This window comes from Streptomyces venezuelae (assembly GCF_008642275.1).
In the GTDB taxonomy this organism is placed as follows: Bacteria; Actinomycetota; Actinomycetes; order Streptomycetales; family Streptomycetaceae; genus Streptomyces; species Streptomyces venezuelae_E.
Genome location: NZ_CP029189.1, coordinates 3,145,659 through 3,167,401, shown reverse-complemented (window position 1 = coordinate 3,167,401; position 21,743 = coordinate 3,145,659). Strand labels below are relative to the sequence as shown.

18 protein-coding genes and 1 tRNA gene are annotated in these 21,743 nt (G+C 71.9%); 11 read left to right on the top strand and 8 right to left on the bottom strand.

Annotated elements, in window-relative coordinates; all coding sequences use genetic code 11:
* Positions 1 to 247 precede the first annotated feature (247 nt).
* A complete protein-coding gene (locus DEJ51_RS13655) occupies positions 248 to 1,594 on the top strand; it encodes an ATP-binding protein (RefSeq protein ID WP_150257834.1) in 1,347 nt (448 codons plus the stop codon).
* Here DEJ51_RS13655 and DEJ51_RS13650 read toward each other — a convergent pair.
* Positions 1,497 to 2,351 (bottom strand): nitroreductase/quinone reductase family protein, encoded by an 855-nt coding sequence (locus DEJ51_RS13650; protein WP_150257833.1) that lies wholly within the window; start codon positions 2,349 to 2,351, stop codon positions 1,497 to 1,499. The genes DEJ51_RS13655 and DEJ51_RS13650 overlap by 98 nt on opposite strands.
* A gap of 237 nt (positions 2,352 to 2,588) precedes the next feature.
* Positions 2,589 to 2,661: transfer RNA gene (locus tag DEJ51_RS13645), tRNA-Arg, on the bottom strand.
* A 588-nt stretch (positions 2,662 to 3,249) separates the two neighbouring features.
* Between DEJ51_RS13645 and DEJ51_RS13640 the strand changes: the two genes are divergently transcribed.
* The 4 genes from DEJ51_RS13640 to DEJ51_RS13625 all read left to right on the top strand — a co-directional run bounded on the left by DEJ51_RS13640 (position 3,250) and on the right by DEJ51_RS13625 (position 6,440).
* Positions 3,250 to 3,615, top strand: coding sequence for a WXG100 family type VII secretion target (locus tag DEJ51_RS13640; protein WP_223835794.1), 366 nt, complete (start codon positions 3,250 to 3,252; stop codon positions 3,613 to 3,615).
* The gene (locus DEJ51_RS35020; RefSeq protein WP_150257831.1) at positions 3,612 to 4,874 is read left to right on the top strand and encodes an RNase A-like domain-containing protein; all 1,263 of its coding nucleotides are present in this window, start codon (positions 3,612 to 3,614) and stop codon (positions 4,872 to 4,874) included. The genes DEJ51_RS13640 and DEJ51_RS35020 overlap by 4 nt, the downstream gene beginning before the upstream one ends.
* 22 nt (positions 4,875 to 4,896) lie before the next feature.
* A complete protein-coding gene (locus tag DEJ51_RS13630) occupies positions 4,897 to 5,553 on the top strand; it encodes a contact-dependent growth inhibition system immunity protein (protein WP_150257830.1) in 657 nt (218 codons plus the stop codon).
* Between the two features lie 158 nt (positions 5,554 to 5,711).
* The gene (locus DEJ51_RS13625) at positions 5,712 to 6,440 is read left to right on the top strand and encodes a 4'-phosphopantetheinyl transferase family protein (RefSeq protein ID WP_223835793.1); all 729 of its coding nucleotides are present in this window, start codon (positions 5,712 to 5,714) and stop codon (positions 6,438 to 6,440) included.
* A 27-nt stretch (positions 6,441 to 6,467) separates the two neighbouring features.
* Here the strand turns inward: DEJ51_RS13625 and DEJ51_RS13620 are convergent, their stop codons facing one another.
* From DEJ51_RS13620 to cseB, 4 genes are all read right to left on the bottom strand, one after another.
* Positions 6,468 to 9,143, bottom strand: a complete 2,676-nt coding sequence (locus DEJ51_RS13620) for an ABC transporter permease (protein ID WP_150257829.1) — start codon at positions 9,141 to 9,143, stop codon at positions 6,468 to 6,470.
* Between the two features lie 62 nt (positions 9,144 to 9,205).
* The gene (locus tag DEJ51_RS13615; protein ID WP_150257828.1) at positions 9,206 to 9,979 is read right to left on the bottom strand and encodes an ABC transporter ATP-binding protein; all 774 of its coding nucleotides are present in this window, start codon (positions 9,977 to 9,979) and stop codon (positions 9,206 to 9,208) included.
* 147 nt (positions 9,980 to 10,126) lie between these two features.
* Positions 10,127 to 11,476, bottom strand: a complete 1,350-nt coding sequence (locus DEJ51_RS13610; protein WP_150257827.1) for a sensor histidine kinase — start codon at positions 11,474 to 11,476, stop codon at positions 10,127 to 10,129.
* Between the two features lie 4 nt (positions 11,477 to 11,480).
* Positions 11,481 to 12,161: a two-component system response regulator CseB gene (gene cseB / locus DEJ51_RS13605; RefSeq protein ID WP_150261897.1), complete on the bottom strand. Its 681-nt coding sequence runs from the start codon at positions 12,159 to 12,161 to the stop codon at positions 11,481 to 11,483.
* A gap of 363 nt (positions 12,162 to 12,524) precedes the next feature.
* Here cseB and DEJ51_RS13600 point away from each other — a divergent pair, with 363 nt between their 5' ends.
* Together DEJ51_RS13600 and DEJ51_RS13595 are read left to right on the top strand one after the other, a co-directional pair.
* Entirely contained in the window at positions 12,525 to 13,463 is a 939-nt protein-coding gene (locus tag DEJ51_RS13600; RefSeq protein WP_150257826.1) for a beta-ketoacyl-ACP synthase III, read from the top strand.
* Positions 13,464 to 13,486: 23 nt separating this feature from the next.
* Positions 13,487 to 14,245, top strand: a complete 759-nt coding sequence (locus tag DEJ51_RS13595) for a thioesterase II family protein (RefSeq protein ID WP_150257825.1) — start codon at positions 13,487 to 13,489, stop codon at positions 14,243 to 14,245.
* Positions 14,246 to 14,350: 105 nt separating this feature from the next.
* Here DEJ51_RS13595 and DEJ51_RS13590 read toward each other — a convergent pair whose 3' ends face one another.
* Positions 14,351 to 15,628, bottom strand: coding sequence for a M6 family metalloprotease domain-containing protein (locus tag DEJ51_RS13590; protein ID WP_150257824.1), 1,278 nt, complete (start codon positions 15,626 to 15,628; stop codon positions 14,351 to 14,353).
* A gap of 346 nt (positions 15,629 to 15,974) precedes the next feature.
* Here DEJ51_RS13590 and DEJ51_RS13585 point away from each other — a divergent pair, with 346 nt between their 5' ends.
* The 4 genes from DEJ51_RS13585 (at position 15,975) to DEJ51_RS13570 (ending at position 20,674) form a co-directional block, all read left to right on the top strand.
* Entirely contained in the window at positions 15,975 to 16,712 is a 738-nt protein-coding gene (locus DEJ51_RS13585) for a TetR/AcrR family transcriptional regulator (protein ID WP_150257823.1), read from the top strand.
* Positions 16,713 to 16,774: 62 nt separating this feature from the next.
* Complete coding sequence (locus DEJ51_RS13580; protein ID WP_150257822.1) at positions 16,775 to 18,307, top strand: MFS transporter; 1,533 nt, start codon at positions 16,775 to 16,777, stop codon at positions 18,305 to 18,307.
* A 102-nt stretch (positions 18,308 to 18,409) separates the two neighbouring features.
* Positions 18,410 to 19,195: a dioxygenase gene (locus tag DEJ51_RS13575; protein ID WP_150257821.1), complete on the top strand. Its 786-nt coding sequence runs from the start codon at positions 18,410 to 18,412 to the stop codon at positions 19,193 to 19,195.
* Positions 19,196 to 19,696: 501 nt separating this feature from the next.
* Positions 19,697 to 20,674 (top strand): RNA polymerase sigma factor RpoD/SigA, encoded by a 978-nt coding sequence (locus DEJ51_RS13570; protein WP_150257820.1) that lies wholly within the window; start codon positions 19,697 to 19,699, stop codon positions 20,672 to 20,674.
* A gap of 94 nt (positions 20,675 to 20,768) precedes the next feature.
* Here DEJ51_RS13570 and DEJ51_RS13565 read toward each other — a convergent pair whose 3' ends face one another.
* Positions 20,769 to 21,722, bottom strand: a complete 954-nt coding sequence (locus tag DEJ51_RS13565; protein WP_150257819.1) for a helix-turn-helix transcriptional regulator — start codon at positions 21,720 to 21,722, stop codon at positions 20,769 to 20,771.
* Positions 21,723 to 21,743: the final 21 nt, after the last annotated feature.

Here is a 21,743-nt window from a genome sequence, read left to right as displayed (position 1 = left end):
GCCCCGGGCCGGAAGGGCTTCGTGCGGTCTCGGGCGGGCTCGGGCGGGAACCGAGCGGAGGCGGGCCGGGACCGGCGGAGGCCGACAAGGCCATCCAGGGATCCATCGAGATCCGTCGATAGCCATCAAGAGCCATCGAGACCCGTCAGGATCGGTCGGTATCAGTCGAGATCCGGCCGGAGTCGGTGCGATCCGGCCGGATCCCGCCGCTCACCCGCCGGGGCCCGCGCATTACCGTGACGTGACCATGAACGACACGCAGCGCGACGAGCGGCTGCGGCCGCACGCGCGGCTGCCGGCCTGGACCTCGACCCTCACCTGGAAGGCCACGGTCTTCATCACCCTCATGTGCTGCGGACTCGCGGCACTGCTGGGCTGCCTCGTGCACGGCGCCATGACCCGCCAGACCGTCGGCACGGCCCGCGAGAAGGCGCTGACCCGCCTGGACCGGACCACCGAGGCCTACGAGACCGGCGCACGCCCACCGCGCGGCGAAGGCATCGACCCGTCCGGCCTGCCCCCGGAGCTGCGCGCCCTGGCGGTCGGCGGCACGCGCGGCACGGCCGTCGGCACGTACCGGGGCCGGCCCGTGATGTGGGCGGCCGGACCCGCCGCCCACGGCACCGCGATCGCCGTCTCCGTGGACTTCCGCGCGAGCGAGCGGACCATCGCCGAACTGGACCGGGCCATCCTCGGCTCCTCGGCACTCGCCATCGCGGGCACCCTCCTCATCGGCGCGTTCGTCGTCACCCGGATCACCCGGCGGCTGCACCTGACCGCACAGGTGGCCCGCCGGATCAGCGCCGGCGACCTCGACGCGCGCGTCGACGACAGCACGCGCGGCAAGGACGAGGTGGCGGCGGTCTCCCGGGCCCTGGACACCATGGCCTCGTCGCTGCAGGGCAAGCTCGAAGCGGAGCAGCGGTTCACGGCGGACGTCGCACATGAGCTCCGCACCCCGCTCACCGGCCTGAACGCGGCCGCCGAGCTCCTGCCGCCGGGCCGCCCCGCCGAGCTCGTACGGGACCGGGTGCGGGCCATGCGCTCGCTGACCGAGGACCTCCTGGAGATCTCGCGGCTGGAGACGCGCAGCGAGCGCCTGGAGCTGGACTCGCACGACCTGGCCGACCTGGCGGCGCGCGCGATCCGCGCCTCCGGCACCGACACGGCCCTGGAGGTGCGCGGCTCCCGCGGACCCCTGCGGGTGGAGACGGACCGGCGGCGCCTGGAGCGGATCCTGGACAACCTCCTGGCCAACGCGCACCGCCACGGTGCCGCCCCGGTCACCCTCGCGGTCGAGGGCCGGAGCCTGACCGTGACGGACTCGGGTCCCGGCTATCCCGGGTACCTGCTGACCACCGGCCCGCAGCGGTTCCGTACGGAGGGCACGAACAAGGGCCACGGGCTGGGTCTGACCATCGCGGCCGGCCAGGCCAGGGCCCTCGGCGCCACCCTTGCCTTCCGCAACCGGGAGGAGGGCGGCGCCGAGGCCCGCGTCACGCTTCCAGGGCCCGCAGCACCGGCAGCAACTGTGCCTCCTCGCCGTCGAGATGGGCTTCCAGCTCCCGGCTCATCCGTTCCACCCGCTCGCTGAACCCGGCGCCGGGCGCGTCCAGGGCCCGCACCAGCTCCTCCTGGAGCCGGGCGATGACACGGTGCTCGGCGCCGATCCGGCGGAAGAACTCCCGCATGTGCGGATGCTGTTGCTCCAGGTACGGGAAGAGGCCGGCGTCCTCGCTCCGGTGGTGGAACTCCAGCGAATGGCAGAACGCGAGGCAGTGCTGGCGCAGTTGCAGCCCGAGCGACGCCGCCGCGGCGCCCTGCGGCGCCTGTGGCTCCTCGCGCGCGAGTTCCCGTACGAGAGCCAGCTGCGCCCGCAGCCAGCCGTGCACGTCGAGCAGCTTCCCGGCGATCCCGCCCTCCTGGGACGGGACCTCGTGCGTGCGCTGGAGCGCCACGACGGGGATCACCCGCCGGGTGCCCGCCTGGTACTCCCCGTACCCGGGCTCCGCGCGGACGATCCACGCGAACAGCTCGTCCCGCCGCGCCCCTTGGGCGGGGACGGCGACGGCCTCGTACGTCTCCGTCCCGGTCTCGACCTCCACGAGGGGCCGCGCGAGCAGATTGTGGTACCAGGCGGGATGCCGGTCGGCCCCGGCGGCGGACGCGACGACGAACAGTTCCTGCCGCGCGCCGTCCGCGCGGGCGAACCCGAGCGGGACGGTGTGCGGCTTCCCGGACCTGGCGCCGGTGGTGGTGAGCAGGATCAGCTCGGAACCTTCGAAGGGCCCGCCGACCTGGCCGGCGTTCGCCCTGAACTCTTCGATGACGGTCTGATTGAAAGATGACACGGAGTGTTGGTTTCCTCACGGTGTGTGTGCGTGCGACGGCAGCGAAACAACCGAGGGAGATCACCCGTAGCCGGTGGCGTACATGCCCATGGGCCCGGTCCTTCAACAACAGGTGCCTGCCCAACCACCGCCCGGCCCACATCTCAGTAGGCGGCGTCACGCGACACAGGCGCCATGTTAACCACAAACGCGAAGAGGCCCCGCGATCGAAGTCGACCGCGGGGCCTCGCCCGTCCGTGCCCTCGGCAGGATTCGAACCTGCGACACCGGCTTTAGGAGAGCCGTGCTCTATCCCCTGAGCTACGAAGGCGGGGGCTTGCCGCGAACCATGCCGGAAACCCCGCTGGGGCCACCCGACTCGGCCGGACAAACGTCCTGGTCAGCTTGCTGCGAGTGCGAATCGGGCAGCGTCCTCGCGGACACTTCCCCGGGCACACGCCTGGTAGCCGACTGACCGCTGACAGCCTAGCGGATCGTGCTGGGAGTGGTCGCATGGATTGCGGCAGGAACCAGGCTGAGACGAGTACGCGGTCGTGACCTGGGGATTCTGAGGGTCTGCGGTGGCGGGCGCGGAGGCTGGGCGTGCTGTGGGGGATCCTCCAGGAGCCAGGCGGCCAGCGGCCCGGATCGGAGCCTCGACGGCCACTGCCCCTGGTGCCCTGAAAGGCGGATGCCTGAGAGGGGCCGACCGGGCCATCTCAGGCATGGGCGGTGTCGTCGATGAGCCTCTGAGTTGCGGTGATGAGCCGACCGTTCCGAGGAGGGTAAGTCCGTGTCGAGTTTGGATATGAGCCGCCAGAACAACGTGATCTTTGCTTGTTCTTTGAGCTGTCCGCAGTTGCGAACGACCGGCCGCAGCTAGGGTCGTATGGCTGCCAGCGCAACGGGAGGGGACGCGGTGGGCGACGAGGGAAAGATCCTTGACATCAAGACGGCGGATCTGAAGGCGACAGCGCCGGTGTTCCACGATCAGAGCGAGGCTCTCGGCACCGCCCTGGGCACGCTTCGTGCGTCGCTGGCGAAAGCGGGGGCTGCCTGGGGAGACGACGGTCCGGGCAAGGAGTTCCACGCCAAGTATGGGCCGATCGTTGCTCGGATCGAGGAGTCTGCCGACATCCTCAAGGAGGGCCTGGCGAGCATCCACACGGCGATGACCGACATGGCTGACGGCCACATAGAAAACGATGCCCTGGTCGGGGCCATGTTCCGCAAGGTCGCCCCTGCACCTCACGGGGGATCAGACGGCCCGGGGCAGCAGCGGTGAGTACTGGCGACAAGGTCCGGGAGATCGTCACCGACGTCACCGGAATCGAGTGGCCCGCCGCTGACGTCGGCAAGCTTCGCGCCATCGCGAACGCCTGGCGGACGTTCGCCGACGACATGGAAGACGTCGCGGCAGCCGCCAACAAAGCCGCTCAGACACTGATTCACAACAACACCGGTGAGGCCATCTCGGCGTTCGCCGACCCCTTCTGGGCCCGCTACTACCGCGACAAGAAGGGGTGGCTCCAGGACCTCGTCGACGGGCCCCGTTCCTTGGCGGCCGGGATCGACCAGTACGCCGATGCCGTGGCTGATGCAAAGAAGAAACTCGACCGCGAACTGGAAATCGCGGGCGCCGTCATCGTCGCCGGTACAGCCCTGGCGTTCTTCACCCTCGGCGCCACCGAGGTCGCCGCAGCGGCGGCCACCGCCACCATCGTCGAGCTCGCCGCGACCGTGGGCGTGGCCCTCACCACCGAGGTCGCCACCATCGCCGGCACCGTCTTCGCGACCGCTGCCATTGCAGGCATCGAATCCGTCACCGTCGACCTCGCCGTCGCACAACCGCTCAAGATAGCCGCGGGGCTGCAGACCGGCTTCAACCTCGACGAGGCACAGGATGCCGGAGTCTACGGAGGCCTAGCCGGCGGAGCCTTCGGCGGAGCGGGGAAGGCGTTCCAGCTCGCGCGGGAGGGTGGTGGATGGACCAGTCTCCTGGGAGGTGTCCGTCTGCCGGGCTACACCCCGGAGTTCGCGCTTCCCAGCGGACTTGCCGTCGAGGCGGGCGATCTTGGCATGCTCCTCCGCGACGGAGAGCCGAACGCCTGGCCTCGCAGCAAGCGCAAGGGACCCGTCAATCCCAAGTACCGTGCGGATATCGCGGGGGACGAAGGAATCAACGGCTCGCATACCATCGAGCGGCACGTGACGATGACGACACGCGACCTGCGTGCGCGTCTGCGGGCCAACCCCAAAATGCCTGCGGCATCCAGATACATAGATGAGGCTTCGGCTCAGAGATTCACTGATGAGGCGATGCTGAAAAACCAGAAAAAAATCAGCGAATGGCTCGCTAGCCCCAAAGGGCAGAAGATGGACTTTACTGAGGAATTCGATGAGGCAACCGGCCTGAGTTTGACTCGGGAGAACTTTAAACGCGGAACCGCTGCGCAATGGGTGAACGGAGTGCAAGTGGTTCTTAAGCGCGACCCGTCCGCTGCGAACGGCTACCGAATCCTCACTTCATATCCCATTCCATAGCTCGAGAGTAAGGCGCGAACAGGTGACACCGTCGAACGATCGTTTCCGTGAGCTGCGCGATCTCCTGCGCTCTTATACAGTGACTGGCTACGCCTTCGATGATACGGAGGACCGTCGCGGAGTTGCGCTCAGTGCCTATCTCAGGCAAGCAGCGATTGAGCCCGCGCGCGCAGCCGAGGCGGCAGCCGAAATCGACGATCTCCTCGAGACCGGCCTGTTCAACGATGAGATCGCGGATGACGTCGACCTCTTGCCTCACATTCACCCTCCCCGCGGGAAGACCGTGGAAAGCTGTCTTGCCGTCATCGGCGGGCACCTCCGGCAGTTCCTCGCAGAGCCGGAAATTCCCTCCCAGTCGCCCCCTCAAACCTCATGGGAATGGAGAGAGCGTTTTCCCGGACTCCGGCACCTGTTGGCGGCATACTTCCATCAGGATTTCTCGCTGGAGTATTCTTCGCACACCGAGGCTCTGGACGACTACCTTTCAGATGCTTCGGAGACTGACCTCCGACAGTTGGCGGGCGAGATCCGTGAATTCCTGATCCTCAACGAATCGGATCAGATGCTCGAAGAGTCGGCGGCGACGCTGGGGCTTGGCGTTCTCCCGCCTAAGGGTGTGCGGCTGCGTCGATGGTTGGCGGATGTGCGGGAGATTGTTCTTCACCGAACCCAAGGATGAGCGGTGGGTGATCGGCAGGCGGCGCGGCCTGCGGATCGGGCGCCTGGGCACGGGCGCCCACGTCCTGGCCCGGCGGCGTCGGGTGCGCGTCCGAACCAGCTCGGCGCCCACGCCTCGAACCGCCGTGGGCCGCAACAGGCGTTGGATAGGATTTCCGGATGACCACTCCCGCCGGCCTCGGTTCCGTCGTACTGCAGCTCGACCGGCCGGTCGGGGTGCAGGCGATGCCTGTCCTCGGCGAGGCGCTGGTGCGGTTCGTGGACGCGGCGGCGCAGGCCCCGTACGCGGAGCGCCTCGCCCCCGACGTGCTCGACGCGGCCGAGCGGCAGCGCGCCGACCGGTTCGTGCGCCCCCAGGACCGGGGGTCCTATCTGGTCGCGCACGTGGCGCTGCGGCTGCTGCTGGGCGCCCTGCTCGACACCGAGCCGCGTGATCTGGTGATGGGCCGCGACGCCTGCCCCGAGTGCGGCGGGCCTGGCGGGCGGCCGGTGCTCGTGGGCGGCCGCGCCCACTTCTCCCTGTCGCACAGCCGCGACGCGGTCTTCGTGGCCTGCGCGTCCACCTCGGTCGGGGTGGACGTGGAGGCCCTGCCCGCGCCGCGGGTGGTGGCGCAGAGCGGGGAGTTCTTCCACCCCGACGAGAGCGCCGAACTGGCCGCGCTCCCCGAGGCCGGGCGCCCAGCGGCGTTCGCCCGTCTGTGGGCGCGCAAGGAGGCCCATCTCAAGGGCACCGGCGCGGGACTGGGACACGAGGGCCACCGGAACTACCTGGGTACGGGACCGGCCGCCGATGCCATCCGCCCGCACTGGTCCCTCACCGACCTGCCGGCCCCCGAGGGCTACGCCGCCGCGCTCGCGCTGCGCGCCCCCTCGGCACACTGGCGCTGAGGCCGACAGACCGGCCGCCGGGACGGCCTACGACTCGGCGACCGCCTCCAACGGGCTCAGCGACGACGCGTGGCGGGCCGGGAGGGCGGCCGCCACCGCGCCCGTGGTGAGGGAGACCAGGCAGACGAGCAGGAGCGTGTCCCAGGGAAGGGCCAGGGAGTAGCCCTTCAGCGCGCCGTTGGTCAGGGCGCCGACGGTCCAGGCCCCGAACAGGCCGGCCGCCAGGCCCAGCAGGGTGCCGAACGCGGCCACGGCCAGGGATTCGAGGCGGACCATCCGGCGGATTCCGGCGCGGTCCATCCCGACGGCGCGCAGGACGCCGATCTCCCGGGTGCGGTCCGACACCGACATGGCCAGGGTGTTCATGATGCCGAGGGCGGCGATCACGCCGCCGATGGCGAGCAGACCGTACGTCAGGGTCAGCAGGGTGCCCAGGGAACCGGAGGCCTCCTGGACGAGTTCGCTCCGGTCCTGGACCCGGAGCAGCGGGTTGTTGCCCGTGGCGGTACGCAGGCGGTCCTTCGTGGCGCGGCCGTCGGCGCCGCCGTCCGCGCGGACGAGGACGCGCTGGACGGAGCCGGGGTCGAGGCTCTTCTGCTGGACCTCGGTGCGGGCGCCCAGCGCGTCGTGGGCGGTGGGGTTGTCCTCGTAGACGCCGACGACCGTGTACGGGGCGAGGTCCTGGCCGGGGCCGCCGATCCGGGCGTCGATCCGGTCGCCGGTCCGTACGCCGTTCGCGCGGGCGAGGGTGTGGGAGAGGGCGATGCGGCCGGGCCCGAGGTCCTTGAGGGAGCCGCTGACGAAGTCGAGCTTCATGACGGACGGTGCGGCGGCCGGGTCGACCCCGGAGATCTCGCGGACGCCACCGCCGACGAAGAGGGTGGAGTCGGCGACGGCGGTCGCCGTCCGCACACCGGGGGTGGTGGTCACCCGCTGTACGGCGGCCGGGTCGACGCCGGCCGACGAGGTGTGGGTGCTGATCACGTAGTCGGCGCTGAGGCCGGCCGCCGCCTGGCGGTCGAGGGCCTGCCCGGTGGAGTGGCCGATGACGGACAGCCCGGCGACCAGTGCCGTGCTGACCATCAGGGCGGAGGCGGTGGCGGCCGTACGCCGGGGGTCGCGCAGGGCGTTGCGGTGGGCGAGGTGGCCGGCGATTCCCAGGCGGCGGGTCAGCCGGCCGCTCAGCCGGAGTACGGGGACGGCGAGCAGCGGAGCCAGCACGATCACGGCGATGACGAGCAGGGCGCAGCCGGACATCGCGCTGCGCAGGTTCTCCTCGGAGGCGTCCTTGGCTCCGGCCAGCGACAGCAGCAGCCCGGCACCGAGGGCGAGCAGGAGGGTACCGGCCGCGCCGCGGACCCGGGACGAGGTGGCGGTGGGCGGCTGTTCGGCCGCGCGCATGGCCTCGACCGGTGCGATCCGCGCGGCCTTGCGGGACGGCAGCCACGCGGCGAGCACGGTGACGCCCACCCCGACGGCGAGCGCGGCCGCCACGGGGAGCGGGCCGATCACCAGGGGGCCGCGGGGCAGCGACTCCCCGGAGGTGCTGAGGATCTCCGGCAGGACGGAGGCGATGGCGAGGCCGAGCAGGAAGCCGAGGGCCGAGGCGGTGAGGCCGAGGAGGACGGCTTCCCAGAGCAGGGAGCGTACGACCTGGCGGCGCGTGGCACCGATCGCACGCAGCAGGGCGATCTCGCGGGTGCGCCGGGCGACGAGCATGGTGAACGTGTTGACGATCAGGAACGACCCGATGAAGAGGGCGACTCCGGCGAAGACCAGCGACAGCTTCTCGTTGCCGCGGGTGAGCGTGTCGACGAGGACGGCCTGCTGGGCGGCCTGGGCGGCGCCGGTGGTGGCCTCGGCCCGGTCGGCGGGGAGCAGGGCGGTGACGCGGCGGGCGAGTTCGGCCGCGTCGGTGCCGGGTACGGCGGACAGGTCGATCGAGGTGTAGCGGCCCGGGGAGGCGAACAGCTGCTGTGCGGTGGCCTGGTCGAAGAGGACGAGCGTGCCGCCGGCGGTCACCCGGGTGTCCCGGGTCGTGACGATGCCGACGAGCCGCTTCGTCATGGCCGGGCCGTCCGTGGCCAGGGTGATCTCCTCGCCGATGCGCAGCCGGCCGGCGGCGGCGGTGCCGCTGTCCACGGCGATCTCCCCGCCGTCGCGGGGGGCGCGGCCCTCGGTCAGCGGGTGGCGGCCGTCCTTGCCGTCGGCGCCGGGGACGTAGGCGGCTGCCCGGTGCGCCCAGATCCTGTCGGTGCGCAGTGGGGAGCCGTCCGAGGCGTTCAGGGTGGCCAGGCCGTCCGCGGACGGCCGTACGGCCGCGACGCCGGGCAGCCCGGCCAGCTTGCGGACGAGCACGTCGTCGAGCACGGTGGCGTGCCGGTCCCCGCCGGACGCGCCTGATCCGGCGCCTTCGGTGGACCCGTTGGACCCGTTGGACCCGTTGGATTTGTTGGGCCCGGCGTCCGTGGTGGACCCGGGTGACCCGGCCGTGTCCGCCGCGCCGGGCGGCGGGTCCTTCGGGGTCACCGTGACCGCAATGTCGGCGTAGTCCTTCGACAGGGCGGCCCGGTGGGCCGCGGTCGAGGAGTCCGCGAAGACGAGGGTGCCGGAGACGAAGGCGACGCCGAGGGTGACGGCGAGCACCGTCATCAGCAGCCGGGCCTTGTGCGCGAGGACGTTGCGCAGGGCTGTTTTCAGCATGGGTGAGTGGCTTCCGGGGCGGGGGCGGAACGGGGCGGGGCGGGCACGGGGGAGCGGGCGGGTCAGCTCGTGCGCGCGCGGGTGTCGAACTGCTTCATCCGGTCCAGCACCCGGTCCGGGGTGGGCTGCACCATCTCGTCGACCAGCCGGCCGTCGGAGAGGAACAGGACGCGGTCGGCGAATCCGGCGGCGACCGGATCGTGGGTCACCATGACCACGGTCTGGCCCAGTTCGCGCACGGAATCGCGCAGGAAGCCGAGGACCTCGGCCCCGGCGCGGGAGTCGAGGTTGCCGGTCGGTTCGTCGCCGAAGACGATCGCGGGCCGCGTGACCAGGGCCCGCGCCACCGCCACGCGCTGCTGCTGCCCGCCGGAGAGCTGTCCGGGCCGGTGGTCCAGCCGCTGGGCGAGACCGACCATGGACACCACGCGGTCCAGCCACTGCGGGTCGGGGCGGCGTCCGGCGATGGACAGGGGCAGGGTGATGTTCTCCAGCGCGGTCAGGGTGGGCAGCAGGTTGAACGCCTGGAAGATGAAGCCGATCCGGTCCCGGCGCAGCTCGGTGAGCTGCCGGTCGCCCAGCGTGCCCAGCTCGGTGGTGCCGATGCGGACGGAACCGGAGCTGACGGAGTCGAGCCCCGCGGCGCAGTGCATGAGGGTGGATTTGCCGCAGCCGGAAGGACCCATGATCGCGGTGAACTCGGCCTCCCGGAAGGAGACGCTGACCCGGTCCAGGGCCACCACGCGGGTGTCGCCACCGCCGTAGACCTTCGACAGGTCGGTGGTGGAAGCCGCGACGCCGGGCGTCGGGCGGGGGGAGAACGGGTCGGCGGTCACGGCGGGACTCCACTTCGGGTGCGGTGCGAAAGGGCTGCACGCCGAGGGTGTCGGGGGGACGTATCAGGGCCGCGGCCGCCGTGTATCGGCTCCTGCGCCGTTGCGCAGCGATCGCGCGGGGGCGGCCCGGGTGACCGGGCCGGCCGGTCAGCGCGGGAGCCGCAGGGTGGCGACCGCGCCGCCGTCCGGGGCGTTGTCCAGACGCAGCTCGGCGCCGAGCACCCGGGCCTGGCCCAGGGCGATGGTCAGGCCGAGTCCGTGCCCCGCGCCCCGCTCCGTGGCGCCCGTACGGAACCGGCGCGGGCCGTCGAGCAGCAGGTCGGCGGGGAAGCCGGGGCCGTGGTCGCGGACGACGACGGTCCGGCCCTCGACGGTGACCCGTACCGGGGTACGCCCGTGCCGGTGCGCGTTGACGACGAGGTTGCCGACGATCCGCTCCAGGCGCCGCGGATCGGTCTCCACGGTCGCCACGGTGTCCACCGACTCCACCGACTCCAAGGGCTGCAAGGGCTGCACCTGTGGTCCCTGTGGTCCCTGTGGTTCCTGCGGTCCCTGTGGTGTCTCGGTGACGGCGACCTCCGTGTCGAGACCGGTCCGGGCCACCGCCTCGGCGACCACCGCGGCCAGCGGGACCCGGGCGCGTACCGGCGCCTCCGCGCCCGCGTCCAGCCGGGAGATCTCCAGCAGGTCCTCGACCAGACCGCGCAGGTCCCGTACGCGGGCCCGGAGCAGGTCCTCCGTCTCGCCGGGCGGCAGCAGGTCGGCCGCGGCCAGCAGCCCGCCGACGGGCGTGCGCAGTTCGTGGGCCACGTCCGCGGTGAACTGCCGCTCGGTGCGCAGCCGTCGGCCCAGGCTGTCGGCCATCAGGTCGACGGTGGCGGCGATGTCGGTCACCTCGTCGCGGCCCCGGGCCCGGCCCAGGGCGGGGCCGGTACGCGCGTCCAGGTCCCCGGCGGAGATCCGGGCCGCGGTCTCGGCGACCCGGCGCAGTCGGCGGGCGACCAGCCCGGCCCCGTAGACCGCCAGGGGCAGGGCCGCGGCGAGCGAGACGAGCGAGGCCACCGCCACGCTCGCGTCGAGGCGGCGCAGGTCGTGGAGTCGCGGGCCCATGTTGATCCGCACGGCCAGCACCGGGCTGCCCGCGCCGGCGACCCGCTGGGCGCCCCAGACGCTCGGCCCGAGGTTCCCCTCGACCCGACCGTCGTAGGCCACGTGCCGGTCGCCGCCGGCCGGGTGGCGCAGGGCGGTGGGCAGTTCGGCCGGATCGAGCTCGGCGCCATCCGCCAGCGTTCCGGTGCGCCGGTAGACGTCCATGGCGGAGTACACCGTGTTGGTGGCTTCCATCTCGGCCCGGCTGCGGATGTCCATCGCGGTCCACACGTGGACGAGGACCCCGACGGCCAGGGCGACCAGACACGCCGTGGCCGCCGCCAGCGCGGCGATCTTCCAGCGCAGGGGCGCACGGGCCGGCCACTTCGGCCGGTGCGGGGGGTTCACGGCCTCAGCGCCGGAGCTTGTAGCCGAAGCCGCGGACCGTCTCGATGCGCTCCCGGCCCAGTTTCCTGCGCAGCCGCTGCACGGCCAGGTCGACGACGCGGCTGTCGCCGTCCCAGCCGTACTCCCAGACGTTGCGCAGCAGGGTGTGCCGTTCCAGCACGATGCCCGGGTGGGCGGCGAACTCCAGCAGCAGCTTCAGCTCGGTGGGGGTGAGTGCCACGGGACTGCCGGAGAGGCACACCTCCATCCCGCCGGTGTCGACGGTCAGGTCCCCGAAGGTCAGCAGGTCCTGCCCGTCGGCGGCGGGCTCGCCGCCCGGGCCGGGGGCGTAGGCCGCCCTGCGCAGCAGCGAGCGGATGCGGGCCACGAGGACGTAGGTGTCCACGGGCTTGACCACGTAGTCGTCGGCCCCGGCCTCCAGCCCGGCGACGACGTCGAGGCCGTCGCCGCGGGCGGACATCATCAGCACCGGCACCAGGCTGGTCTCGCGGACCCGGCGGCACAGCCCGATCCCGTCGAGGCCGGGCAGCATCACGTCCAGGATCAGCAGGTCGAAGCCGTGGTCGTCGCGGAAGGACTCCAGGCCGGCCAGTCCGTCGGCCGCGGCCGTGACCTGGTAGCCGTAGCGTTCGAGGGCGACGGAGAAGGACCGGCGCATCAGCTCGTCGTCCTCGACCAGCAGCACGCGCACCGGAGGAGCAGATTCCGGGGCCGGGGCGGGTGAGGGCACGGGCGGGACTCCTGTTCGTGAGGGCCGGGCGAAGCACGGTTCCGGCGTGCACCCACGGGCCGCCGGCGAACCGGAGGGAACGATACGGGAGACACCGGGCGCGGCGGCCGCCGCCGGAGCCGGGTGCGCGATCCGATCGACGGTCGAGCGCCCACCGATACACGGCGGATACAAACGGCTGCGGCGCGCCGCTCCGGGGCACGGCCCAGTGGCGGAAAACCGCCGGTTCGAAGGGGGCGCCCCGGCAGAGCCGCTGCATAGTCTGATCATCGGTCGAACAGGACCCGCATCGGGTCCACGGAGCGAGGAGAAACACTGATGGTCGGGTCGCGTGTCCTTTCCTTCGGGCACTATCAGCCGCCGAAAGTCTTGACCAACGCCGATCTCGAACAGATGGTCGACACCGACGACGAGTGGATCCAGAGCCGGGTCGGGATCAGGACCCGCCGTGTGGCGGCCGAGGACGAGTCCGTTTCGGACATGGCCACGAAGGCCGCCCGGCACGCACTGGCCAACGCCGGACTCACCGGTGCGGACATCGACTTCGTCATCGTGGCCACCTGCACGGCGCTCGACCGCTCCCCCAACATGGCGGCCCGGGTGGCCGCCGCGGTCGGGGCCAGGACTCCCGCCGCCATCGACGTGAACACGGCCTGCTCCGGATTCCCGCACGCCATGGCACTGGCCGACCAGAGCATACGGACGGGCTCCGCCACCAAAGCCCTGGTCATAGGGGTGGAGAAGCTCACCGACTTCGTCGACTGGACCGACCGCACCACCTGCGTGCTCGTCGGCGACGGCGCGGGCGCGGCCGTGGTCGTGGCCTCCGAGGAACCGGAGATCGGCCCGGTCGTGTGGGGTTCCGTACCCGAGATGGGCCAGGCCGTACGCATCGAGGCGCCGTCCCACACCTTCGCCCAGGAAGGGCAGTCGGTCTACCGCTGGGCCACCACGAAGCTCCCGGAGGTCGCCCTCCAGGTCTGCGAGCGGGCGGGGGTGAAGCCCGAGGAGCTGGGCGGGGTCGTCCTGCACCAGGCCAACCTGCGGATCATCGAGCCCCTGGCGCGCAAGATCGGTGCGGTCAACGCCGTCATCGCCAAGGACGTCGTGGAGTCGGGCAACACCTCGGCCGCCAGCATCCCGCTGGCCCTGTCGAAGCTCATCGAGCGGGGTGAGATCGAGAAGGGGTCGCCCGTGCTGCTCTTCGCGTTCGGCGGGGGCCTGTCCTACGCCGGCCAGATCGTCAACTGCCCGTGACCGGCACCGAAGGACCGACGGCGATGACATCCCCGCGCGTGCCGTGGTGGCCGGTGCTGCGGCTGCGGGAGGCGGTGACCACGCCCCGGGCCCGGCTGCTGGTCTTCCCGCATTCCGGGTCCGGCCCCAACACCCTGTTCCCCGTGTTCGAGCCGCTCCCCGACGACGTGGAGATGCTCGGGCTCTCGCTGCCCGGGCGGGAGCGCCGGTTCGGCGAGCCGCCCGGCTGCCGGCTCGACCAGGTCCTGGACTCCGTCGCCGACGAGGTGCTCGGCCGGGACCCGCTGCCCACGGTGGTCTTCGGGCACAGCCTCGGCGCTCTCCTGGCCACCCGTGCGGCGCGGCTGCTCGGCCCGCACTGCCGGGCGGCCGTCGTCAGCGGGCAGGTCCCCGGCCGGACCCCCCGCCTGGCCCACGCCACCAACACCGAGGAGGACGCGGTCCGGCTGCTGCGGGACGGCGGCGGCACCCCCGAGTGGGTGCTGAACGATCCGGACATGCTGGCGCACGTGACGCGCGTACTGCGGGCGGACATCGAACTGGGCCGGGAGGCCGCGGCGGGATTCGAGGACGTACGGCTCGACGTGCCCCTGCACGTGCTGGGCGGCACGGCGGACCCCCTGGTCCCGCACGAGCCGCTGGACGGCTGGGCCGCCCATACGACCGGGACGTGCGAGGTGCTCCGGTTCGACGGCGACCACTTCTTCCTGCTGGCCGACGAGCACCGCCCCGCGGTCGTGGACGTGCTGCGCCGGGCGCTCACCGAGGGCGCCGAAGGCTGACGGGCCCGCCCGGGGCCCGGCCGGGAGGGCCGGAGTCACACGCCACGCGCCACGCGCCACGCGCCCCGTGACTCGGGCCTTCCCGGACCGCCCGGCCCTCCGGCGTCACGGCCGGATGATGCGGACCTGGTAGCTGCCGTTGCGCAGTTCACCCACCACGGACACGCTGATGCCCGCCTTCTCGTCGGTGAAGGTCTCGCCCGGCCGGAACGGCGCGTCCGAGAGCTCCGCGTGCACGTTGGGCCGCCGGGTGCAGCCGCCGCTCGTGGTGGCGCTGTCCGACACGGTGATCGGGCCCTGACCGGTGTCCACGTCGGAGTCCACTTTGTAGATGAGGACGCCCGGCTTGCAGACGGCCTCGTCGTTCCCGGCCCGGGTCCGCACCTCCACCGCGTACCCGGCGCTCTCCGACAGCGGGACGAAGGCCAGCTTGGTGCCTCCCCGGATGCCCAGCGGGGAGAGGGTGTGGTCGCTGGTGCCCGACTTGGCCGCACAGCTGATCTGCGTACTGTCCAGCCAGCCCAGCTTCCACTTGTGCCAGCCCATCAGGTCGTTGTTGGCACCCCAGTCCTCGCTCATGATGTCCCAGTGCCCGACCGTGTTGCCGCCGTCCGAGGTGTAGAGGTCGGGCAGCCCGAAGACGTGCCCGTTCTCGTGCGGGAGCACCCGGTAGCCGGTCTCCTGGTAGGTGCCGGAGCCGTCGTCCTGCCGGCTGTAGACGAAGGACGTGTTGGCCAGCGGCACCCCGTCGGCGACCGGGGCCTCTCCGTTGCCCGAGAAGGTCACCGACAGGACGGTGTCCAGGGCGGACGGACCGGCGTTCGGCGTGACCAGGATGTTGATCAGGTCGTACCGGGTGAAGTCCACCTCGGGGTCCGCGGCCTTCGCTATGTGCTCGACGAGCTGCCGGTAGCCGGGCTCGTACGCGGACCCGCGTTCGATCCCGTACGCCGCGAAGGGCATCGGCATCCGCAGCCAGCCCTTTATCGGAGCCTCGGCCCGGTAGACCAGCCGGCCGTAGGAACTGGTGCGGAACCATTCGGCCGTCTGGGGGAAGAATTCGGCCATCCGGTCCGCCGCCGTGCCCTCGCCCTTGGCGTCAGGGAAGTCGATCATCAGGTTCAGGGCCCGGATCTCGCCGGTCGAGCGTGCGTACCCGGGCGGGGTCGGCATGCCCTCGGACATCTGCACACCCATGGTGCCCGCGATCCTGCAGGGTGCGAGAGCCGATTCGACGGTCGTGGCCACCGCTCCGGCCGCCGGGTTGCCGCGGCTGGATATGCCCGTGCTGGCGGTCGCCGTGACGCCGAGGGCCAGCGCGGTCAGGCCGATGTACGCGCTGGTGCGGCGTGGTCTGCGTATCCGGTGGCGGGTCTGCGGCATGGAGATCGCCTTCGGGTCCGCGGCAGCCGGCCCTGCCCGGTCTGCGCTCTGTTCGATCACCCTCCGCCCGGCGTGGCGCGCCCGCGCGCCGGGAGAGGCCGAACGTGGACACGCCCGTGACTCAGGTCACACGGGGGAGTGAAATAACCGGGGACCCGATCCCCGTTTGTACGTGAGTCCCGCCAAGCGGGGAGCGGCTCCCCGTTTGGGCGGGGCGGTCGCACAGTCCGCACCACGACCACGACCACGACCACGATCGCGACGACGGCGAAGGGCGCGCATCCGCGAGCCACGAGCTGCCGGTCACCAGCCACGAGCCACGAGTCCGCGCCAGGGAGGCCCCGGAATGAAGAGCTCCACCAGCACCGCCCCGGTGGCGGCCCGGCGCACCCCGGACCGGGACCCGGACCGGGACCGGGTGCAGGTGCAGGCCCCTGACCCGGCCCGGGCGTCCGCGACCGGTGTCCCGCGGCCGCGCGCCGACGCCGTCCGCAACCGCGAGCGGATCCTGGCGGCGGCCCGCGAGGCCTTCGTCGAATCCGGCTCCGCGATCCCCTTCGACGAGGTCGCCCGCCGGGCGGGCATCGGCAATGCCACGCTCTACCGGCATTTCCCCGACCGCCCCACCCTCGTCCACCACGTCGTCCTCTTCACGATGGGCCGGGTGACGGCCTCGGCCGAGGCCTCCCTCGCCGAGGAGCCCGACGCCTTCGCCGCCCTGTGCCGGTTCACGCACGCGGCCGCGGACGAGCGGATCGGCGCCCTGTGCCCGATGCTCGCCGACGGCTTCGACGGCGAACACCCCGAACTCCTCGCGGCACGCGTGGCGCTGGAGGAGGCCGTCGTGACCTTGCTGGCCGCGGGCCAGGAAGCCGGGCTGGTCCGCACGGACATCGGGGTCGGCGACCTGATGGTCGCCCTGTCCCAGCTCAGCCGCCCCCTCCCCGGCACCGCGTGTCCCGACACCGACCGCTTCGCCCACCGCCATCTCCAGCTCTTCCTCGACGGGTTGAGGGCACCGGCCCGCTCGGAACTCCCGGGTTCGGCGACGACCCTGGACGACCTGCGGCAGAAAACCATGTGACACGTACAAAGCCAAAGAAATAGCCTTTTTCAGTCATTCCGCACAGTGAAGTGGGTACCCCCATGTCAAAAACAGCCGCGAGCCTCGCGCCGGCTGCCGATCCCAGCCGCTGGAAGGCACTCGTCTTCATAGCCCTGGCCCAGCTGATGGTCGTCCTCGACGCGACCATCGTGAACATCGCCCTCCCCTCCGCCCAGACCGATCTCGGCATCTCGGACGGCAACCGCCAGTGGGTCATCACCGCGTACGCGCTGGCCTTCGGCGGGCTGCTCCTCTTCGGCGGCCGCATCGCCGACAAGTGGGGCCGTAAGAACGCCTTCGTCGTCGGCCTCGTCGGCTTCGCCCTGGCCTCCGCGCTCGGCGGCGCCGCGAACGGCGAGGCCATGATGCTCGGCGCCCGCGCCCTCCAGGGCGCCTTCGGCGCACTGCTCGCGCCGGCGGCCCTGTCGCTGCTCGCCGTCATGTTCACCGACGCCAAGGAGCGCGCCAAGGCCTTCGGCATCTACGGAGCCATCGCGGGCGGCGGCGGCGCCGTCGGCCTGATCCTCGGCGGCTTCCTGACCGAGTACCTCAACTGGCGCTGGACCTTCTTCGTCAACATCCCCTTCGCGATCGTCGCGGCCGTGGGTGCCTGGATGGTCATCCGTGAGCCCGCCGGCTCCCGCAACCGCGCGCCGCTCGACATCCCGGGCGTGATCCTGTCCACCACCGGTCTCGTCGCCCTCGTGTACGGCTTCACCCGCGCCGAGTCCGCCGGCTGGTCGGACGCGCTGACGGTCGGCATGTTCGTCGCCTCGGCGGTCCTGCTGGCCGCATTCGTCCTCGTCGAGTCGAAGGTGAAGTCCCCGCTGCTGCCGCTGCGCGTCCTGCTGGAGCGCAACCGCGGAGGTGTCTACCTCTCGCTCGGTCTCGCCGTCATCTCGATGTTCGGCCTGTTCCTCTTCCTCACCTACTACCTGCAGGTCGTGAAGGGCTTCTCGCCCGTCAAGACCGGCTTCGCCTTCCTGCCGATGATCGCGGGCATGATCACGGGCTCCACCCAGATCGGCGCCCGCCTGATGACCCGCGTCCCGCCGCGCCTGCTGATGGGCCCGGGCTTCCTGGTGGCCGGCCTCGGCATGCTGCTGCTGACCCAGCTGGAGGTCGGGTCCTCGTACCCGGCGCTGATCCTGCCGGCGCAGCTGCTGCTCGGCCTCGGCATGGGTACGGCCTTCATGCCGGCGATGTCCCTGGCCACCCACGGGGTGAACCCGGCCGACGCCGGTGTCGCCTCCGCCATGGTCAACACCTCGCAGCAGGTCGGCGGCGCCATCGGCACCGCGCTGCTGAACACCATCGCCGCCTCGGCGACCACCGCCTACCTGACCGACCACGCGGCCCAGGCCGCGGCGGGCGGCCCGGCCGGGCAGCTGATCCAGGCGCAGGCCATGGTCGAGGGCTACGCGTCCGCCATCTGGTGGGCGGTCGGCATCCTGGTCGCCAGCTCGGTCATCGCGCTGACGCTGATCAACACCGGCCGTCCGGGCGCCGGCGGCCCGGTGGCCTCCGGTTCCGGCGAGGACGCCGAGCTCAAGGTGCCGGTGCTCGCCCACTGATCACGGCCCGGGGCTCCGCGGAATGACTGACGACCCCGTCTCGTTCAAATTTGAACGAGACGGGGTTAGTCTGTTTCCGTACGTGTTTCAACCACCGAGCCAATGAGGAGCGCACCCGTGTCCCGTATACCGGCCCTGTATCTGAGCCACGGCGCACCCCCGCTGGCCGACGACCCGATCTGGCCCGGCGAACTCGCCGCCTGGTCGGCCGGCCTGCCCCGCCCCCGGGCGATCCTGATGGTCTCCGCCCACTGGGAGGAGGCCCCGCTCGCCCTCGGCGCCACCGAGCGCGTCCCGCTCGTGTACGACTTCTGGGGCTTCCCGGAGCGCTACTACCAGGTCCGCTACGACGCCCCCGGCGCCCCGGAGCTGGCCGCCTCGGTCCGCAAACTGCTGCGTGCCCCCGGCACCCCGGTCCAGGACATCCACGACCGGGGCCTGGACCACGGGGCGTACGTCCCCCTGGTGGAGATGTACCCGGAGGCCGACATCCCGGTCCTCCAGATCTCCCTGCCCACCCTGGACCCGGCCCGGCTGATGGACATCGGCCGCAAGCTGGCACCGCTGCGCGACGAGGGCGTGCTGATCGTGGGCAGCGGCTTCTTCACGCACAACCTGGCGGCACTGCGCCACACGGGCCCGGGCGTCCCCGCCTGGTCGGCGGAGTTCGACGCGTGGGGCCGCGAGGCCCTGGCGGCGTCCGACGTGGACGCGCTGCTGGACTTCGAGCACAAGTCCCCGGCGGGCCGCCTGGCCCATCCCCGTACGGAGCACTTCGCGCCGCTCTTCGTCACGCTCGGCGCGGCCGAATCCGACCTGACCGCCGCCCGCACCCCGGTGGACGGCTTCTGGATGGGCCTCTCGAAGCGCTCCCTCCAGTTCGGCTAGCCGTTGCGGGGAGTCGCATGCCGACCCTTCACCCGGGCGTGCGGCGGCCGTTTCAGGGTGGAATGCGTGGCTCATGGCCTATCCGGGCATTCGATCGTATGTCCAGGCAACCAGAAGCCGGCGCGGCCCGTCTTCAGGGTGGGAGTGCAGCCGGCAGCGGCGCCGTTCCGGAGTGAAAGCGACCGGGTCGGGCGTGACGGCGGTCTCACGGGCGAAGTGGTTGCGGAAGTCCGCGAGGGGCGCCGGATCGGCCGCTGTTCCGGGCCTGACCTGCACCTCTGTGCGATCTTGCGACCTCCGCTTCCCGCTCGTGGCGGGGCAGGATACTGCAAGATCTCAAAAAATAGGGAGCAGCGTGGGAATTCTGTCCCGATTCCAGTCGTTGTTTCCTTCGGAAGCGGGCACTCGGGAGAGTGTCCGTGACGCACCGGACCGGTTGGCAGCCGCCCCGGTGGCGTCCACCAGCCGCACCGCGACCGAACACTTCGCAAGGGAGCACGCATGGCAACCCGCGCCGTCGCCCGTCGTCAGTCCACGAGCAGCGCGCGCGCTGTGGGCGGGGAGATCGCAGACCGTGACCTGGTCGGCATGTACCTGGACGAGATCGCGCGCACCCCGCTGCTCGACGCCGCAAAAGAAGTGGAGCTCTCCCAGATCATCGAGGCGGGCGTCTACGCCCAGCAGCTCCTCGACGGCACGATAGAACGCGACGGGGCCACCCCGGCCCGCGAGGAGCTGGAGGCGCTGGCCGCCGAGGGCGAGCGGGCCAAGGAAGTCTTCATCCGCTCGAACCTCCGCCTCGTCGTGGCCGTGGCCCGGCGCTATCCGCGCAGCGGGCTGCCCCTCCTCGACCTGATCCAGGAGGGCAACGCCGGCCTGGTCCGCGCGGTCGAGAAGTTCGACTACACCAAGGGCTTCAAGTTCTCCACGTACGCCACGTGGTGGATCCGGCAGGCGATCACCCGGTCCATCGCGGACCAGTCCCGCACCATCCGCCTCCCCGTCCACCTGGTCGAGGAGCTCGGCCGGATCCGCCGCATCCAGCGGGAGTTCAACCGCGAGAACGGCCGTGACCCGGAGCACGCCGAGATCGCCGCCGAGCTGGACTCGACGGAGAAGCGCGTGGGCGACGTACTGGACTGGGCGCGCGACCCGGTCAGCCTCAACATGTCGGTCGACGACGACGGCGACACCCAGTTCGGTGACCTCCTGGAGGACACCTCGGCGATCTCGCCCGAGCAGTCCGTGCTCTCCCTGCTGCGCAGCGAGGAGCTGGGTGACCTGCTGGGCAAGCTCGACCAGCGCACGGCGTCGATCATCAAGATGCGGTACGGCATCGAGGACGGCCGCGAGCGGACCCTGACGGAGGTCGGCAAGCAGCACGGCCTGACCCGTGAGCGGATCCGCCAGATCGAGAAGCACGCGCTGCTGGAGCTGAAGCGGATGGCGCGCGACACCGGCTTCGACGCCGTGGCCTAGAACGGCCCGCCGCCGAACCCCCTGGACGAGCCCCGGTGCCTATCCCCCCCAGGCGCCGGGGCTCCCCCTTCCCCGCCGACGGGGCCCGACGGGCCTACGGCGCCGCGGCCCCGGACAGCCGTGCGGCCAGTGCTCCGGCCGCGGCACGCAGCTCCGCCGGTTCCCGCACCGTGAACGGCAGCCCGGTCAGGGCGAGCCGTGCCGCCGTCCACTCCGGCGCGTCCGCGCTCTCGAAGCGCACCGAGGTCCCGCCGTCCGGGCCCGGCAGGGCGGTGGCCCGCAGCCAGGCCGGGAGCTCCTCCGGGCCGGCCGCGAAGTCGGCCTCCACCCGGTACGGCTGCTTCTCCCCGCCCCGCAGCCCCCGCCGGACGAACTCCTCCGCCTCCATCGGCAGGTCCCGCCGTACGAACCGGGCCCCCGTCGCGAAGGCCTCCTCGACCCGGTCCACCCGGAAGGTCCGCCAGTCCTCGCGCTCCAGGTCGTAGGCGACCAGGTACCACCGGCTCCCGGTGCTCACGAGCCGGTACGGTTCCACCAGCCGCCGCGTCTCGGCCCCGTTCCCCGCCCGGTAGGCGAACCGGAGCCGCTCCGGCCCCGCCACCGCCGCCGCCATCGTGGTCAGCGTCCGCGGGTCGACGCTCGCCCCGTCGCCGCGGGACAGCGCGATCGTGGCCGACTGGAGCGCGCTCACCCGGTGCCGCAGCCGTGAGGGCAGGACCTGCTCCAGCTTCGCCAGGGCCCGTACGGAGGCCTCCTCGACCCCCTCGATCGCATGCCCGGCCCCGGCCCGCAGCCCCACCGCGATCGCCACGGCCTCCTCGTCGTCCAGCAGCAGCGGGGGCATCGCCGCCCCCGCCACCAGCCGGTAGCCGCCCTCGGCGCCCAGGGTGGCCTCCACCGGGTAGCCGAGGTCCCGCAGCCGCTCGATGTCGCGCCGGATGGTCCGCGCGCTCACCCGAAGGCGCTGCGCCAGCTCGCTCCCGGGCCATTCCCGGGGGGTCTGGAGGAGGGACAGCAGGGACAGCAGCCGTGCGGGTGTGTCGGTCATGAATCCAGGCTGCCAGCGAAA

Coding starts and splice junctions, on each gene's coding strand:
- DEJ51_RS13595 (WP_150257825.1), top strand. CDS start 13,487: ATGACATCCCCGCGCGTGCCGTGGTGGCCGGTGCTGCGGCTGCGGGAG.
- DEJ51_RS13585 (WP_150257823.1), top strand. CDS start 15,975: ATGAAGAGCTCCACCAGCACCGCCCCGGTGGCGGCCCGGCGCACCCCG.
- DEJ51_RS13655 (WP_150257834.1), top strand. CDS start 248: ATGAACGACACGCAGCGCGACGAGCGGCTGCGGCCGCACGCGCGGCTG.
- DEJ51_RS13580 (WP_150257822.1), top strand. CDS start 16,775: ATGTCAAAAACAGCCGCGAGCCTCGCGCCGGCTGCCGATCCCAGCCGC.
- DEJ51_RS13570 (WP_150257820.1), top strand. CDS start 19,697: ATGGCAACCCGCGCCGTCGCCCGTCGTCAGTCCACGAGCAGCGCGCGC.
- DEJ51_RS13575 (WP_150257821.1), top strand. CDS start 18,410: ATGAGGAGCGCACCCGTGTCCCGTATACCGGCCCTGTATCTGAGCCAC.
- DEJ51_RS13590 (WP_150257824.1), bottom strand. CDS start 15,628: ATGCCGCAGACCCGCCACCGGATACGCAGACCACGCCGCACCAGCGCG.
- DEJ51_RS13600 (WP_150257826.1), top strand. CDS start 12,525: ATGGTCGGGTCGCGTGTCCTTTCCTTCGGGCACTATCAGCCGCCGAAA.
- DEJ51_RS13620 (WP_150257829.1), bottom strand. CDS start 9,143: ATGCTGAAAACAGCCCTGCGCAACGTCCTCGCGCACAAGGCCCGGCTG.
- DEJ51_RS13625 (WP_223835793.1), top strand. CDS start 5,712: ATGACCACTCCCGCCGGCCTCGGTTCCGTCGTACTGCAGCTCGACCGG.
- DEJ51_RS13565 (WP_150257819.1), bottom strand. CDS start 21,722: ATGACCGACACACCCGCACGGCTGCTGTCCCTGCTGTCCCTCCTCCAG.